The following is a 16,515-nucleotide window of genomic DNA, read 5'->3' on the forward strand; positions in this document are numbered from 1 at the left end:
TATGTGCGGCGTAGGCCGCTTATTAGCCCGTCCAAGAATTGGGGCGCAGTTCAGTGCGCAGCGGGGGTTCTTTCATGTCCGAGGACGTCCGCAAAGGTTAGCCCTCAGATCCTGCGGTGGGAGACCTAGGCCTCGTTGTACACCGTCTTGAGCTTCAGCAGGTGCTGATAGCGGTCCATAGCGGCCTGCTCATTCTCCTTGAAGAGCTCCTCGGCGCGCTCGGGGAAGGAACGCGTCAGCGAAGCGTAACGGGCCTCGTTCATCAGGAACTCCTGATAACCGCCCGCGGGCTCCTTGGAATCGAGCGAGAACTTCTTGCCGGCAGCAGCCTCGGGGTTGAAGCGGAAGAGGTTCCAGTAACCGCACTCGACAGCCTTCTTCATCTCGGCTTGGCAGTTCTGCATGCCGCCCTTCTTGATGGAGTGCATCTCGCAGGGGCTGTAGCCGATGATGAGGGACGGGCCGTCGTAGGCCTCGGCCTCGTGGATGGCCTTGAGGGTCTGAGCCGGGTTGGCGCCCATGGCAACCTGTGCCACGTAGACGTAGCCGTAGCTCATGGCAATCTCGGCCAGAGACTTCTTCTTGGTCACCTTACCGGCGGCGGCGAACTGAGCGACCTGGCCCAAGTTCGAGGCCTTGGAGGCCTGACCACCGGTGTTGGAGTAAACCTCGGTGTCGAAGACGAAGACGTTGACGTTGTGGCCGGAAGCCAGGACGTGGTCCAGGCCACCGAAGCCGATGTCGTAGGCCCAGCCGTCGCCGCCGAAGATCCAGAAGGACTTCTTGGTGAGGTAAGCCTTGTCGGCGAGGATCGCCTTGGAAGCGTCGCAGCCGCACTTCTCGAGCTCGGCAACGTAGGCAGCGGCAGCGGTCTTGGAGGCCTCGGCGTCGTTGACGGAGTCGATCCAAGCCTGGCCGGCGGCCTTGAGCTCATCGGACGGACCATCGGCAGCGATGATGTCCTGGGTAGCGGCGATCAGCTTGTGCTGAACGGCCTCATAGCCAACGGCCATGCCCAGGCCGTGCTCGGCATTGTCCTCGAACAGGGAGTTGTTCCACGCCGGGCCGTGACCGTCCTTGTCCTTGCAGTAAGGAGCGGTGGCAGCGGGGTTGCCCCAAATGGAGGAGCAGCCGGTGGCGTTGGAAATGAACATGCGGTCGCCGGCGACCTGGGTCACCAGACGTGCATAGGCGGTCTCGGCGCAGCCGGCGCAGGAGCCGGAGAACTCCAGGTAGGGCTGCTTAAACTGGCTGCCCTTGACGTTGGCCGCGATGAGCTCCTTCTTCTCGGAGACGTTCTCGACCATGTAGTCCCAAACGGGCTGCTGGTCCATCTCCTGCTCGGTGGGAACCATCTCGAGGGCGCCCTTGGGGCAAACCTTGACGCAGTTGGTGCAACCCATGCAGTCGAGCGGGGACACAGCCATGGTGAACTTCATGCCCTTGGCCTTGGGGCCCATGGCGTCGAGCGTGCGGGTAGCCTCGGGCGCGGCGGCAGCCTCGTCCTCGGTCATCGCAAACGGACGGATGGTGGCATGCGGGCACACGTAGGCGCACTGGTTGCACTGGATGCACTTGGTCTCGTCCCAGTGGGGAACGACCACGGCGACGCCGCGCTTCTCGTATGCGGAGGCGCCCAGCTCAAACTGGCCGTCGGCGCAATCGACAAAGGCGGAAACAGGCAGGCTGTCGCCGTCCATGCGATCGATGGGCTCGAGCAGGTTCTTGACCTGCTGGGCGATAGCGGACTTGGTCTCCTCGGAGAGCTCGACGGGAGCGGCGTCCTCGGCGGTAGCCCAGTCGGCCGGAACCTCGAACTTACGGAAGGCGGTAGCGCCGGCATCGATGGCCTTGTGGTTGGCGTCGACGATAGCCTGGCCCTTCTTCATGTAGGACTTGGTAGCCGCGTCCTTCATGTACTGCAGGGCGTCCTCGGCGGGCAGGACCTTGGCCAGCGCGAAGAAGGCGGACTGGAGCACCGTGTTGGTGCGCTTGCCCATGCCGACCTTAGCGGCCAGGTCGATAGCGTCGATCAGGTAGACGTTGACGTTGTTGTTCGCGATGTAGCGCTTGGCCACGGCGGGCATGTGCTCGGCGAACTCCTCGTCGCTCCACTGGCAGTTGACCAGGAAGGTTCCGCCCGGCTTGACGTCGCGGACCATCTTGAAGCCCTTGACGATGTAGCTGGGGTTGTGGCAGGCGACAAAGTCGGCCTTGGTCACGTAGTACGGCGAACGGATCGGGGAATCACCAAAGCGCAGGTGCGAGACGGTGACGCCGCCGGTCTTCTTGGAGTCATACTGGAAGTAGGCCTGGACGTACTTGTCGGTGTGGTCGCCGATGATCTTGATCGAGTTCTTGTTGGCGCCGACGGTACCGTCGCCACCCAGACCCCAGAACTTGCACTCAATGGTGCCGGGGGCTGCGGTGTTGGGCGCATCCTCGGCCTCGGGCAGGCTCAGGTTGGTCACGTCATCGACAATGCCGATGGTGAACTCGCGCTTGGGCTCGTCCTTCTTGAGCTCCTCGAAGACAGCGAACGCGGACGCGGGAGGCGTGTCCTTGCTGCCCAGGCCGTAACGGCCGCCGACGACCTTGATGCCCGTCTTGCCGGCCTCGTAGAGAGCAGAAACGACGTCCTGGTAGAGCGGCTCGCCGATGGAACCCGGCTCCTTGGTGCGGTCCATGACGGCAATCTTCTGGACGGTCTCGGGGAGAACGTCGACAAAGTGCTTGATGGAGAACGGACGGAACAGGCGAACCTTGACCAGGCCGACCTTCTCGCCGTGAGCGTTGAGGTAGTCGATGACTTCCTCGAGCACGTCGCAGAAGGAGCCCATGCACACGACGACGCGGTCGGCATCGGGAGCGCCGTAGTAGTTGAACAGGCCGTAATCGGTGCCGAGCTTCTCGTTGATCTTCTTCATGTAGCCCTCGACGACGGCGGGAAGCTCGTCGTAGACCTTGTTGCAGGCCTCACGGTTCTGGAAGAAGATATCGCCGTTCTCGTGGCTGCCGCGGGTGTGCGGGTGCTCAGGGTTGAGCGCGTGGTCGCGGAAAGCCTGGACGGCGTCCATGTCGCACATCTCGGCCAGATCCTTGTAGTCCCACATGGCGACCTTCTGGATCTCGTGGCTGGTGCGGAAGCCGTCGAAGAAGTTAAGGAACGGGGTCTTACCCTCGATGGCGGCAAGGTGAGCCACCGGCGAGAGGTCCATGACCTCCTGGACGTTGCCCTCGGCGAGCATGGCGAAACCGGTCTGGCGGCAGGCCATGACGTCGGAGTGATCGCCAAAGATGTTCAGGGCGTGGGAAGCGACGCAACGCGCGGAGACGTGGAAGACGCCCGGGAGCTGCTCGCCCGCGATCTTGTACATGTTCGGGATCATCAGGAGCAGACCCTGAGAAGCCGTGTAGGTGGTGGTCAGAGCACCGGCGCCCAGCGAACCGTGAACGGTACCGGCTGCACCTGCCTCGGACTCCATCTCGACGACCTTGACCGGGGTGCCGAAGATATTCTTGCGACCCTGGGCCGCCCACTGGTCGACATGGTCGGCCATCGGGCTGGACGGCGTAATGGGATAGATTCCCGCTACCTCGGTGTACGCATACGAAACATATGCGGCCGCCTCGTTGCCGTCCATAGACTTAAACTTACGCGCCATATACCCCTCTCCTCTCATATAGGTATACAGGCCCCGGCGATCGCCGGGATGTTGGCGTGATGGGATTTTCGCTGTTGCTTCCAATCATCTGGCAGGCAGGCTCAGCAGCAGGTACATGGCGTGGAGAGAAGGCATGCCGAGGCGAGGAGGGCTGCACGCGCTCCACAAGCCCAGCTACCCGTCTTGCACATGACCGAGCGCCGCAAAGGCCGCATGCCGGATGCTCCCGGGCACGCCCCGGCGATGGGAAGCGCCCGCAACGGAAATCCGCATGCGGGTTTATTGTACCCCGCCGTCAAGTGTAATTTCGGCAAATATAGGCGGGCGGTAAAGGTTTACCTTGGGTGACCATCAAGGGCAAAATTGATCCTTCCGTCACCGAGGGACCAAATGGCAGCTGCGGTGAAATAGGAACTGTTTTTGCCGGCCGTAGCCTTAAACAGCCCCTATTTCACCGCAACTTATTTAGGAGATGAGTCAGAGGGCGCCGAGGAGGATGGCGTAGGTTGTGGATTCTCCGAGCTTGAGCTCGTCACCGGGGTTGAGCTGGGCGGAGCGGCCGGGCTCGACCTGGGTGCAGACGTTCGTCGCGTCGTTTACCACCACGGTTCCGTTGGTGGACGACAGGTCCTCAACGTACCAGACATTTTGGTCATCGCACCACACGTGGGCATGGCGAGCCGAAACGTCATCGCCCACATCGGTGATGCCGCCCTCCCCCGTTGCCAGCGCGCCGATCTCGACGCCTTCCTCACTCGGCTGAATCCAGCGCGGGACGCTCACCGCGTAGCCGTTTTGCACGCGCAGCAGTCCCAGCGGATGCGCCGGCGCGACCTCGTGCTCGCCCGACTTGGAACCAAGGCGGGCGTGAGAGCAAACGGCATAGGGAACGAATCTTGCGGATGTACTCCTCGACGTCAGGCAGGTAAGCCCCACGAAGTCACCGGGGAGGCCCAAGCGGCCCGGCACCACTTCCAGATTCTGACCAGGGCGAGTCGTTCGCCGGTGGCTGAAGGCTCGCTCCCACCCAAAAGGGGAGATTCGCGTTGTTCCCCAATCGCTCTCGCATCTTTCATTTTGCTCGAGGTGGGCTATAAAAACTTTCCTGGTGAAAGGCGGCGATTGGTTTCCTTTCTTTCTAGAGGAGCGCGCCTGTAATCTGTTTTCATCCTAAATCAAGTTGAGATCGGACCTTCCAGAGGCAAGTCGACTCAAACTGCGAGGCTCCATGTTGGAATAAAGAGCGCTGTCGAAGTGCCAACAACACAAAGCTTGCCAGTCTCAAATAGAACCTTTTGGGAGTCCGATTGGGCCGCACACCGAATCCCCGCTGGTGGTTTTTTATAGCTGCGTAACAATAAACAAGGTTAGTGCCAGTCCAGCATGAAATTGAGGAACGTATGCATTTTTTTCTCAGTAAGCGATCGTCGTTACTGCTTCGATGAGGTCACTCGCAATTGCTTTCAGGTTGACCAAGCATCAGAAGATGCGCTTCGCATATTTGAAGCATCGGGAAGAACGGTCAACTCGAAGTTGCTAACAAAGTCACTTGCTGCGAAAGGCTACGACCAAACGACCATAGCAGAACTTGAAGACGACATTGATGAGTATCAACGATTGTCTGAGCGGACTTTCTTAACAAAAGACACGCCTCGAAAACTTAGATCCATCGAACTCCACGTTTCACATGCATGCAACCTTGGTTGTAGTTACTGTTTTGCCGGTAAAGGAGATTATGGAACGTCTCCTCTGCTGATGACAGACGAGATAGCCTTCAAGGCGGTCGACTACCTCGTCGCAAGTTCATCGGAAAACGAAACGCTTGCAATCGTCTTTTTTGGTGGGGAACCCATGATTAACGAGCCGCTGATATGGAAAACGGTCGACTATTCAAAAAGAATATACCCCAATAGAAACTTTACCTATTCTATTACGACCAACGGAACGCTTTTGAATGACACTGCTGTGAATTCTTTCAAGGAGCACGGGTTTTCTGTTCTGATTAGTCTCGATGGTACAGGATGCAAGCACGATGCATCGCGCCCGTACAAGACGGGAGGCGGCTCTTTCTCCGATATCGACAAAAACGTTCGTCGTTTTTCCGAGTCGTTCCCCTTCGGCGCAAGAGCGACCTTAACAAATAATAACTGTAACCTTGTTGAAGACTATCTTCAGTTTAAAGAGATGGGCTTCAGAAGGATTTACTTCTCGCCCGTGAGCTCATTCGATGAGAATATCAAACTCGACGAACACTCATTAAACAAAATCAGGGCGGGCCTAATAGATTTGGCGGATCAATATCTCAAACAGATTGATCAAGGGGAAAAGCCCTTGTTTAGAACATTGAAAACTGCAGTTGATTTGATTATGAGCAACAGGATCGCCTTTGTCGGATGCGGGGCTGGCAGGCGTTTTATTTCCGTGACTCCCGAAGGGGACGTATACCCCTGTCACAGGTTTGTCGGGATGATGCGATTCAAAATGGGCAACATCGTCACCGGAATTGACGAAACTAGGTATATTGAAAACTGGAGTCAGGGTGTCGAAAAAAGAATTGACTGTACGGACTGTTGGGCTCGGTCTTTCTGTGGTGGGGGCTGTAGCTGGGAGGCTGCAGACGAGCACGGCTACTTGCCCAAGAGTCTACACCCTGCATCATGTGAATATAGAAAAATGTGCTACGAGATGGCTTTTGACCTTATTTCCCGCCACTCATCTTCGCAGGAGAAAAATCAACGAGAAGCTACTGTATCGGAATAAGCGGTTCAGCGCATTGCTGTCACCATTGTGGAGGTGTTCGTTCTTCTGATTACCGTCTGCGAAGCTTATTGCTACGTTCGCCGAAACCATTCTAGAAATATGGTGAACTAGACATCTTGGTTTGTTATACACAATATTGAGGTTTTTCTGCACTCAAAGGGAGGTAGTCGTGAAGCATATTCATCCGATTAATCCAGGAAGTGGCGACGAGGCAGGCGTGAAGCCGATGTCTTTTGACTGCCTCTTGGGCATTACTGACATCTGTACTGTTTATGATAAAGCAGATGGCTGTGGTGCATACGATTACTGCGACTATGACATGGATGGCGGCAGCATCTGCGTTGTAGATCACTGTGGCATTGATCAAACGTAGTCTCTAATTGGATTAAGGTGAGGAGCTGTTATGAAGCATATCCATCCTGTTGGTTCAAATGAACATACTCCCGTTGAGCCTTGTTGTCTTGGAGTTGATATATGCAATTTTTACGACATCGCCGAGTGCCCTGTTGCGGATTGGTGCTATGTCGATAAAGAATCAAGCTGTGTTTTGCCAGCAGATTGGTGCGATCCAGTTGACGAGTAGTTTTTGTGTCTAGGAACTATTTGGTCCAATTCAAAATAAGATGGGGACAAATACCAAAATCTCGTGTCTGGGAGGAGTTATGCCATTATTGCAAGGTCTCGTTGGATTAACCTTTGTACTTGCTTTATATCTGGCACCTTTTTTATTGTTATTCTTCATTATCCGATTCTTTCTTCGGAAAAAATAGGAGTATCACGCAAACATTAGCGTAGCTTTCTTCCAATATGAGCCGAGCATTGGCAAGTGGAATAAGAAGCCCGACCGTTCGTCACATGAAAGTGATCGGACGGGCCTCTCAATTTAACCCGGGCCGCCACCCATAGCGGCTTTCCGGGCGTATTTTCGGTGCAAAGCAATCGTCAGTTTAATCCTATGCGTCGATACCGCATTTCATTTGTTCGGCTCGTATTCTACGGCCTTGTAACCCTCGCACTCTCCGGCAAACGGATTGAACACGAAGGCAGAGATGATGTGTGCGTGGACATCGAGGCTGCTGTAGGCAACATACTGGGGCATGGACCCCCGCTGCGCGTGGCATGCGGCCCGGCATATTCATTGCCGTCCAACCCCGTGTAGTTGCAGCAAAGGGTGGAACCTCAATGCTCAGCTCATGTTGTCCGTGGGACACGAGAATTGTAAGTACACTTTGGTGTGATTCTCACGATGATACTGAGCCACCTGGAATAAGATACGTCGCGACAACACTTCGCTTCACCTCTGTCTCGACAAGACAACGTAGACTAAAGTTTCCTTTAGTAAGAGAATGAGAACTATATCTGAAAGCGTTGCGATGGCGTGAAGGCACCGAGTCCGAACCGACTGAATGCTACGTGCATCTGCATCGCTTTTTTGTTATCTCTGTCAGTTGGGTAGCACTACACTTGTCAGCATTTACCCCGGTACATGCTGCCTAAATCCACTACCCCTTCTACCGCGCCGACCATCTCGTCATCGTGAGAGACAATGATGATCAGCTGGCTTTGCTTGTTGCGCTTAACATAGGCCGCAAGCTCGGCGCGGCTTACAGCGTCTAACCCAGTCGTGGGCTCGTCGAGTACCAAAACTGACGACTTGCGTGAAATCGCGGACCATAAGTACACTCGGCGCAGCTCACCGCCCGAAAGCGCGGAGCAACGTTTCCCGAGCAACTCCTTCACGCTGTTTTCCAGCGAAAGTAGGCCATCTACACCCCGGTGATAGGAAGAAAAGGGCGTGTCGAAATACTCTAACAGCTCTTTCACCGTTTCGTCCGGCGCGAAGCACGACTGTGGGCAGCACGATATCTCTCTCGCACGTATGTAATCCAAGTCGCATTCTTCGATTGGCACGCCGTTGTATTTTACTTTGCCTTTCGATGAGTATAGCCCGAGCATCAAGTAAAGAAGTGACGTCTTGCCTCTTCCGTTTTCCCCAACTATGCAATATGTACCAGGACCGGAAAACTTGAAAGAAAACCCGCCGAGGACCTCTCGGACAGATCCGTCTGGAAGGGCAACCGAGAATTCCAAATCAGATACCGAAATGTCATTTATTTCATCGAGTTTAGCTAAATCGGTCCGATTCCACCCCGATCTCTCCTTTTCTCTCGTCGCGATAGCCGTCCTATCCCATGATGCTTTGGCATCTTGATAGGATTTGAACAATGACATCATACTTTTCAAAGTCTTAAAGAGAACCGCGAAGTATGTACCGATGATAGTGTACTCGCCTATTGACATAGTTCCGTTAATGATTCGTACTCCGGAAACAACAAGTATCACCGCTTGAAACAACGCTGCGAAAAGACCATCGAGCGATGTCAGAGAATATGATAGCTTTCCGGAGCGCAAAACTTTGGGAAAATAGCTCTTAAACCCAGCGTCGAGCGCTTGTTCGCTCTTGCCGTACGAAGATGTCAGTTGAATGTTGAGAATCTGATTAAGCTGCGATGCAATTGCGGCGTAAAAGGCGCTGTCCGCCTCTTTCTTCTCATACGTGACCCTATACAAAAGTTTCCTCAACCCAGTAATTACACAGAAATACACGATGAGGAGAATGATGGAAAACACCGCGAGAGTTGAATCAATTGACCATATGATAAGCAATACGATGGGAATGGCTACAATGGACAGCGGCGCACTGATAAAATTCGCCAAAACGAAGGATGAGACCACGCTAGAGTCGGAAATAATCCGTTGCGTTGTATAGGCTGGATCGATGGTCCGACTCACCAAGTAATCGTCTCTTTCAAAACGCAAGACGGCCTCCCTGAGAAGATCAAAGGAAAGTCTCGTGGTTATGCGAATGGAAAGTGTTCCTGCAAAATAAGTAAAGAGGGTGGAGAAAACTCCTATTGACGCAACCAGGAGCGCGAAGAGTACGGCGTCTCTTTCGCTGCGGTTACCGAGAAGAAAATCTAAGAATTTCCCGTTCACGTATGGCATGGCATAGGAGAGAGCGGTTCCAATCACCGTGATAGCAATGAAGACGAAAGCCCCTTTTGCTCTGATGAACCTCGAGAGAACGCATCGAATCAAGGAAGGCCCCAATCTACCCGCCACAAAACATCAATCACTGATACCTTACACCTCAACACAACAGGAGCGAAGATTTGCCAATGAGACTGCTTTAAGATTGCCTTGGGCCAATACGATCTCAAGCTCTTCCTACAAGAGAGTCGGAATCGGACATCTCCTCCGACGAACCTGGCAATCGGGCGGTTGAAATATCTTTTTCAACCGCCCGATTGCCACAATAGATTTGAGCATCCGCCCACAAACGTCCGCGTTTTATACCCATCAAATCCTTTGCCTTTTGTCGTCTAGACTAGAAAAATCGCTCGAAATAACGCAACCGGCCTGCTCGCTTGAAGAAACCTAAGCCCGTAACGTAGATGTGCAAACTTCCGAAACGCCTTGCGCGGCATAGTGCGTATAAACTTCGTCAACCGCCTCAGAAATATCTGAGTATCGCGCCGGGTCAAAAGCATACGATGTCGCAGCTATACCCTGCACCCATTCGGAACGCGGATTAATTGAATAGCCACACAGCATCATCATACATGCATCTAGACCTGATTTCCCAAGTATCCGACGTATTGATGAGAGCATCGCGGGTCGCCCCCGCACCATCGTCGTCACCCCTATTAGCAGTATTTACCGTTTTTCTCTAAATGCGTATCGCCACCCTTAAGAATACGAAGTGTTTTATCCAGACCCGATTGTCCTCCATCTCAAACGAAGGGATAAGGAATCTCATCCGGAATCGGCAGTAACGGAGGATTCACAACGACAAGCGAAAAACATGAGTCATCTCTCAGAGGGGAGTAAAGGCTCCCCTCAAGCACCCTAGTTTCGTCATCCAAAGAGTTGATGGCAGTGTTTTTCTTACAAAGGTCGACAACAAAAGGGTTGATTTCTACAGATGTTACATCCATGCCACAGTTGGTAAGTATCAGGCCCTGTATTCTGGGGCCAGAACACAAATCGAGAGCCTTCCGTGCGCTCTGCGGTGTAAGGCGCCAATCTCAGCAAATCTGTCCCACAATACTGCGCTGAAGAACAACACGGAACCCCTGAGCCAAACTCCCCTATACCTTATTAAGGCTAAGACAGGCAAGTTCACGCACCCGGCATATTCCAGAATAACATCCTATTGTTTTAGATGCTCTACAAGCATGAACAGCCGCGAATCGGAAAGATCTTCTAGTTTCGCCCCGACTGACCGCCAAGGGCCAAAATGGCCTCTCCATCCCCAGGCGACCGGCTCTGGCGCGCCGAGGAGTGTCCCCAAGTGCCGGCAGAAAAGGAACGTCCTTAACTGCCGGCTAGAGGGCACCGAAGAGGATGGCATAGGTAGTGGATTCGCCGAGCTTGAGCTCGTCGCCGGGATTGAGCTGGGCGGAACGGCCGGGCTCGACCTGAATGCAAACGCGCGTGGCCCCGTTTACCACCACGGTTCCGTTGGTGGACGACAAGTCCTCGACGTGCCAGATATTTTGAGCATCGCACCAGATATGGGCATGGCGGGCCGAGACATCGTCGCCGACGTCGGTAATATCGCCCTCACCAGTGGCCAGCGCGCCAATCTCAACACCCTGCTCACTCGGCTGAATCCAGCGCGGGGCGCTCACGACAAAACTGTTTTGCACGCGCAGCAAGCCCAAAGGGTGCGCCGGGGCGGGTTCGCGTTCGCCCGCAGTCAGCGACATGCCAAGCGAACGCGGCGTGGATGTGCCTCCGCCGCAGGTCGCGTTCGCGTAGTCGATGGCATAGTTCACCGAGGACCGCACATCCGCCGAACAACCGACGGCGACAAACAGCACCAGCACGACCTCGGCGCGCTCGGCGGGCATGAGTTCCGCCGCCTGGGACAGGCGATCGAGCGCGTTGCGATAGAGATTCGTGTCCTGGTGGCACTCTTCGAGCGCGCGTACCATCGGTTCACCTGCAGGACCGCACACCATATTGATTACAGCCGTGGAGTCCATGGGGTTGCGCTGGCGCAGGGCCAGTTGCGACATAATACGCGCAGCCGAGGTACCGTATTCGGCAAAGTAGCGCTGCTGAAGCGTGCCGACCGGCGCGCGAACGATAAAGCGGGAAACCCAAGAGCGATCGGCGGCTCGGCTCTGCGGGCTGCGGCCGTCGGCGAGCGGACGGGACGAAAGCACCAAGCCGCACAGCTCGATATGGCTCAGATGCGCTGCGCGCTTAAAGATGTCAAACATGGCCCCGCATGGGGTGAGCTCAACTTGAGATGCCATGACCTAGGCCTCCTTGGTCGTAGAAATAGAATCGGACGATACTTCGACAGGTCCGCCAAAAGTACGGACAGCTGCGGCTCCACCGGCAAGCGGAGTCGCCATCTGGGCTTTTGTGCGTCGCGGTGCCGAAACGGGAAGTTCAAAGGCAAAGCCCATCGCAAGCAAAAACCACGTAAGCGTATAGGTTGCAACCAGAGCGGCAACAAGGCCGCCCATCACGGCGCGTTGGGAAAATACGCTACATGCAGCCACAACCAGCACCGGAACCTCGCAGGCAGAAAGCGCAAGCACACCCTGCAGGAAGCCCGAGCGCCGATCGCGCGCAAGTGCCCCCGCGGCAACGCCGGCTATGCCTGGCAGCGCCAACGCCAGTGCGGCAATAATACCCGGTAGCGACCCAGACCACACGAGCGATCCCAAAGTCGCCGTCACGCGAGCGCCCGACGCCAGCAGCGCGGCCGAAACCACGACCACAGCCCAAACCACGCCACAGACGACCGTCGCGCCGACCATCAGCGCGCGACGAACCGCGCGGCCAGACGCATCCATGGGGCACGGCGTGAGCGGCTCGCCGCGGAGCGAACGACCGACATTTTGCGCATAGTGGTCACAAAACGCCGAGAGCGCCGCCTCGACCGCCGCCGGCTCGGGACGATCTTTTTGATGGCTGGACAGACAGGCCATCACCACGTCGAACAGCTGGGCATCGACAAACGCCAGCGCATCGCGTAGCTCCTCGGAATCCGGCTCAAGCCCCAGCTGCTGGGCCTGCTCGGCCGCAGCGAGCGCCACATCGGGCTCACGACGAAGCAGCTGAGTCAAATCGCAACCGGGCGCATGGGCACCAATGGGATAGTCGGGCAGCGTGTCCATCTTGAGACGGTAGGGGCTGGCGATGTCGCGCGTCTTTTTGCGCGAACCCGAGGTGCCCGAAGTGCTCGGCGCGGCTTCGTATGGCGCGGCGCCGGCAATGAGCTCGTAAACCGTGCTTGCTGCGGCATAGACGTCGATCGCCGGCGACATACGCAAAGCGCGCAGGTCGGGAATATCGTCGGTGAGCATCTCGGGCGGGGCATAGGCAACCGTCGCGCGACGCAGCGTGGCATAGCGCTCCGTAAACGACGCCTTGCCGCCGGTACCGGCCACGGCCGACGCAGGCTCAAGCGCCAGCGACGAGCCAAAGTCGATCAGGCACAGGTCAAAGGTGCCCTCGGCAAGCTGCCGGTCAAGCGGTAGACGCGCCGTACGCACCATAATATTAGCGGGCGAGATATCGCGATGGACAAAGCCCTCGCCCACCAGGCTCATACGGCAGAGCAGATCGAACAGGTCGCGACCCAGACGCGCCGCCACAAGCGGCGATAGGCGGCCGGCATCGTCCACGGCAAAGCGCGAGCGCAAGCGGGCGAGCGTCTCGCCCTCGACCCATTCCATGACAATTGCAGGCACACCGTCGACCTCGCCCCAGCCATAGAGGCGGGGAAAGCCCTTAAGGCCCGAAAGGGCGCGATGGCATTCGTATTCCTCGCGAAACGCCGCTTTGAACTTGGCGACCAGCGCCTCATGGGCGGCGGCATCGTCAAACTCATCGCACGTTGGCAAGATGAGCTGCTTGAGTGCCACGGCCTCGCCTTGGGCGTTGACGGCACGCGTCACGCGGCCGATACCGCCACGGCGCATGGTGGCATCGTCGGCAAACAGTATCGTAAAACGACGCAGATAGGCAGACAGTTCGTCCTGACCGAGCGCAATGGCCGGCTCAAACCCGTCGACACGCGCCAGGCGCAGGCCGACCATGGGATCGCGACCGAGCGATTGTGGTGTGGTGGATGCAAGATCGGTCATCATAGGGCAAGCGCCGCCACGTTATTGTTGAAGTTACCGAGCGCGACGTCATCATCGCCGTAATGGCCGACCCATTGACATAGGTTGGTGTAACAGCCCCACAGATTGGCATACTGCTGATACCACTTTGACCGGGGCGAGAATGTCTGACGACCGAACTCGGCTCGAATGACAAACATCTCCCCGACCAGGCTGTCACACGGCCTGGGATCTCCCGTAGAGTTATAGGTCGAGACCACGTCATTGGCACGAGAAACATAGCCGTCGAGCATGTTGTACTTGGTCACAAGCCAGCTGTGAATGCTCTCTTCCTCAGCAGCGGAAAGGCCACCGGAGTTTGCATCGTTGTCAGTGTTGCCGCCCGTCGAGCCGCCGTTTCCAGACCCTCCGGCAGAGGAACCCGACCCAGAGCCACCGCCCGAACTCGACGAATCCGAGCCGGAGCCAGAAGTATCCGAGCTACCGGGCTTTCCGGACTGCTGGGCGTCCTGCTCCTTCTGCTGCTCGACCTTATTCACCGTTGCCGCCACGCTATTGTTGGACAACCGATCGATGATCTTGGTGTTGGTGAGCACGATGGTTTTGCCATTGGCAAGCGTGACTTCGTTGTCCGGGGCCTCGGCGCCGTCCGCGTCGCCGGTGCCAAACACAATATGCGCGACCACACTTGCCCAAGCATATCCAGTCGTGGTCCCCAGGTCACTTTTGACCTCATGCCCCACGCGCGGTTCGCGTGCGGCATGTGCCTGCATCATGGACGGCACGGTCATGCCATAGGCAGAAACGCCAGCTATGACCAGCACCAGCGAGCAAGACAGCAGTGCGTACGCCCGCGGCGCCAAGCCCAGTCGGCGTCGCATGCGCACCGCGGCGCCGCGCTTTGTCTGAGTGCCACCGGGCCGCATGCGTTCTCCTCCAACAAAAACACGCCGCTCGGGAGCGGCGCATTCATTCGAATCCATATTTGAGTGTATCAGCGAACCCAAAAGGTTGCGCAACGAATGGGCAAATTAAGGATGCGAGTGGAAGCATCCATGCGATAAGCGGATACAAAGCATCTTTGTTGCACAACAAACTTACAGTCGCACGGGGAAATTATGGCTACCCCGTGCGTCGCGATGAAGACATACGGCAGGAGCAGGCTCGCCACCTAAATCGTGCGACGGGCCTCGATGGCGCGCCCAAGCGTAAGCTCGTCGGCATACTCCAGGTCGCCGCCCACGGGAAGGCCGCTCGCCAGACGCGATACCTCAACGCCCAGCGGCTTGATAGTGCGGGCCAGGTAGCTCGCCGTGGTCTCGCCCTCGATATTGGGGTTGGTGGCGATGATGACCTCGTGGATGTCCTCGTGGCCCAAGCGTGCCAGCAGCTCACGAATGTGCAACTGCTCGGGACCAATCTTGTCCATGGGACTGATCACGCCGCCCAATACGTGGTAGAGACCGTGGTAGCTGCCCGTGCGCTCAATCGCCTGGACATCGCGCGGCTCGCCCACCACGCAAATGCGAGTGGTATCGCGCATCGAATCCTGGCAGATGGAGCACTCGTCGGCCGTGGCGTAGTTAAAGCAGCGGCTGCAAAAGTGAACCTCCTGCTTAACCTCCAGGATAGCCTCGGCCAGGCGGCGCGCCTCCTCGGCATCGGCCTCGAGCAGGTAATAGGCGATGCGCTGGGCCGACTTGGGACCAATGCCCGGCAGACGGCCCAGCTCATCGAGCAATTTTTGCAGACTATGGTTGGCACTCATATATATGCGTGTCTTAGAACGGCATGCCCGGGATGTTGAGGCCGCCGGTGATGGCGCCCATCTGCTTGTTGGCGAGCTCGTTGACACCGCGGACGGCCTCGTTGACGGCAGCCATGATCATGTCCTGCAGCATATCGACGTCCTCGGGATCGAGGGCATCGGGGTCGATGGTGAGGTTGACGAGCTCCATCTCGCCGTTAACGGTCACCTTGACCATGCCGCCGCCGGCAGAGGCGTCGACGGTCTGGGACTTAAGGTTTTCCTGCGCGGCGGCAAGCTGCTCCTGCATCTTGCGAGCCTGCTTCATCATTTGCTGCATGTTCATACCGGCCATGATGGCTCCTTTACGTGCGGCCGCGCGACAAGCTGCAAGGGCAGCCGGAGCGCGACGGGACTTTCAAACTCAAAAATCGTACCACGGCGCGGGGCAAGCAAGCGGGGCGGACACGCTACCTCAGTCGATATACATGTCCTTGAGCGTGACGCACGCCCAAGATTATGCAAGGTCGAATTATGCAAGGTTGCATAATTATCTCAAGCTACATCTAGCAGAGCTGGAACCAGGCAGTTTATGCGTAGGGCTACAAGGCTACATGGCAAAATGCCGAGCCGCTGCTCGAGGCGGCACGCATGGCGGCTGGGTATAATTTGATTGTCATAGATGACGATTTGGAGGTGCCCTCGTGAATGTCCCAGCCGTACTCCAAAACATCCGCTCAAAACACCCCGTTGCATATGTGGTTCTCTATCTCTTTGTCGTCTGGGTATTACTGGTTATCATCACCCATGCCATAGCTTTTGGAGCAGAACTGCTGATAGCCAGCTCGGACCAGCCCGTCGTCAAATGGGAGACGACCGATGAATGCACCGACGGAACCCGAACCATTTACTACAACAGCCCGTCCCTCTACCAAGAGTTCAAGGTCAAGATAAAGGACTCCAAGATTGTCGATGCCGAACTGGGCTCTTTATTTACAATCGGAGCAACCGTCAACGCCGAGCAAGTCGAGTACACGGACAGCCATGCGACGTATCGTATCGACCTCAGCATCCTAGGCCGACCGTCACGCGCTTGTCTGCTCGAATGCGATATACGCGGCACCACACTACACATGTCCGAAATACAGATGCGCCCGGACAAAAGAAAGTGATATATGGCCGAGTCGGAAGA

The 16,515-nt window shown here is 56.5% G+C and carries 13 protein-coding genes and 1 pseudogene; 4 read left to right on the forward strand and 10 right to left on the reverse strand.

Annotation, left to right across the window (positions count from 1 at the left end; all coding sequences use genetic code 11):
* Positions 1-125 precede the first annotated feature (125 nt).
* Together nifJ and DWY05_RS05760 are read right to left on the reverse strand one after the other, a co-directional pair.
* Entirely contained in the window at positions 126-3,665 is a 3,540-nt protein-coding gene (nifJ, locus tag DWY05_RS05755; RefSeq protein ID WP_117655974.1) for a pyruvate:ferredoxin (flavodoxin) oxidoreductase, read from the reverse strand.
* A gap of 477 nt (positions 3,666-4,142) precedes the next feature.
* The gene (locus DWY05_RS05760; RefSeq protein WP_187361855.1) at positions 4,143-4,622 is read right to left on the reverse strand and encodes an FHA domain-containing protein; all 480 of its coding nucleotides are present in this window, start codon (positions 4,620-4,622) and stop codon (positions 4,143-4,145) included.
* A gap of 426 nt (positions 4,623-5,048) precedes the next feature.
* Between DWY05_RS05760 and DWY05_RS05765 the strand changes: the two genes are divergently transcribed.
* The 3 genes from DWY05_RS05765 to DWY05_RS09895 all read left to right on the forward strand — a co-directional run bounded on the left by DWY05_RS05765 (position 5,049) and on the right by DWY05_RS09895 (position 7,008).
* Entirely contained in the window at positions 5,049-6,425 is a 1,377-nt protein-coding gene (locus tag DWY05_RS05765) for a radical SAM/SPASM domain-containing protein (RefSeq protein ID WP_117820989.1), read from the forward strand.
* Positions 6,426-6,594: 169 nt separating this feature from the next.
* The gene (locus DWY05_RS09890) at positions 6,595-6,798 is read left to right on the forward strand and encodes a hypothetical protein (protein WP_124785779.1); all 204 of its coding nucleotides are present in this window, start codon (positions 6,595-6,597) and stop codon (positions 6,796-6,798) included.
* Between the two features lie 30 nt (positions 6,799-6,828).
* Entirely contained in the window at positions 6,829-7,008 is a 180-nt protein-coding gene (locus tag DWY05_RS09895) for a hypothetical protein (protein ID WP_128620790.1), read from the forward strand.
* A 390-nt stretch (positions 7,009-7,398) separates the two neighbouring features.
* Here the strand turns inward: DWY05_RS09895 and DWY05_RS10180 are convergent, their stop codons facing one another.
* The 8 genes and pseudogenes from DWY05_RS10180 to DWY05_RS05800 form a co-directional block, all read right to left on the reverse strand.
* Positions 7,399-7,524: a hypothetical protein gene (locus DWY05_RS10180; RefSeq protein WP_255413194.1), complete on the reverse strand. Its 126-nt coding sequence runs from the start codon at positions 7,522-7,524 to the stop codon at positions 7,399-7,401.
* 368 nt (positions 7,525-7,892) lie between these two features.
* Positions 7,893-9,524, reverse strand: a complete 1,632-nt coding sequence (locus DWY05_RS05770) for an ABC transporter ATP-binding protein (protein ID WP_055310069.1) — start codon at positions 9,522-9,524, stop codon at positions 7,893-7,895.
* Between the two features lie 695 nt (positions 9,525-10,219).
* Positions 10,220-10,486 (reverse strand): annotated as a pseudogene (locus DWY05_RS10255) (methyltransferase); the annotation flags it as partial.
* A 327-nt stretch (positions 10,487-10,813) separates the two neighbouring features.
* Positions 10,814-11,752, reverse strand: a complete 939-nt coding sequence (locus DWY05_RS05780; RefSeq protein ID WP_117584186.1) for an FHA domain-containing protein — start codon at positions 11,750-11,752, stop codon at positions 10,814-10,816.
* A 3-nt stretch (positions 11,753-11,755) separates the two neighbouring features.
* Positions 11,756-13,600, reverse strand: a complete 1,845-nt coding sequence (locus DWY05_RS05785) for a hypothetical protein (RefSeq protein ID WP_117820988.1) — start codon at positions 13,598-13,600, stop codon at positions 11,756-11,758.
* On the reverse strand, positions 13,597-14,502 hold the full coding sequence (locus DWY05_RS05790) for a hypothetical protein (protein ID WP_117564927.1): 906 nt from the start codon (positions 14,500-14,502) through the stop codon (positions 13,597-13,599). The genes DWY05_RS05785 and DWY05_RS05790 overlap by 4 nt, the downstream gene beginning before the upstream one ends.
* A 245-nt stretch (positions 14,503-14,747) precedes the next feature.
* Complete coding sequence (gene recR, locus DWY05_RS05795) at positions 14,748-15,344, reverse strand: recombination mediator RecR (protein WP_089573257.1); 597 nt, start codon at positions 15,342-15,344, stop codon at positions 14,748-14,750.
* A gap of 13 nt (positions 15,345-15,357) precedes the next feature.
* A complete protein-coding gene (locus DWY05_RS05800) occupies positions 15,358-15,678 on the reverse strand; it encodes a YbaB/EbfC family nucleoid-associated protein (RefSeq protein WP_006235174.1) in 321 nt (106 codons plus the stop codon).
* A gap of 349 nt (positions 15,679-16,027) precedes the next feature.
* Here DWY05_RS05800 and DWY05_RS05805 point away from each other — a divergent pair, with 349 nt between their 5' ends.
* The gene (locus tag DWY05_RS05805; protein WP_117584189.1) at positions 16,028-16,495 is read left to right on the forward strand and encodes a hypothetical protein; all 468 of its coding nucleotides are present in this window, start codon (positions 16,028-16,030) and stop codon (positions 16,493-16,495) included.
* Positions 16,496-16,515 lie beyond the last annotated feature (20 nt).

The sequence above is a fragment of the Collinsella sp. AF23-4AC genome, assembly GCF_003462685.1.
Taxonomy (GTDB): Bacteria; Actinomycetota; Coriobacteriia; order Coriobacteriales; family Coriobacteriaceae; genus Collinsella.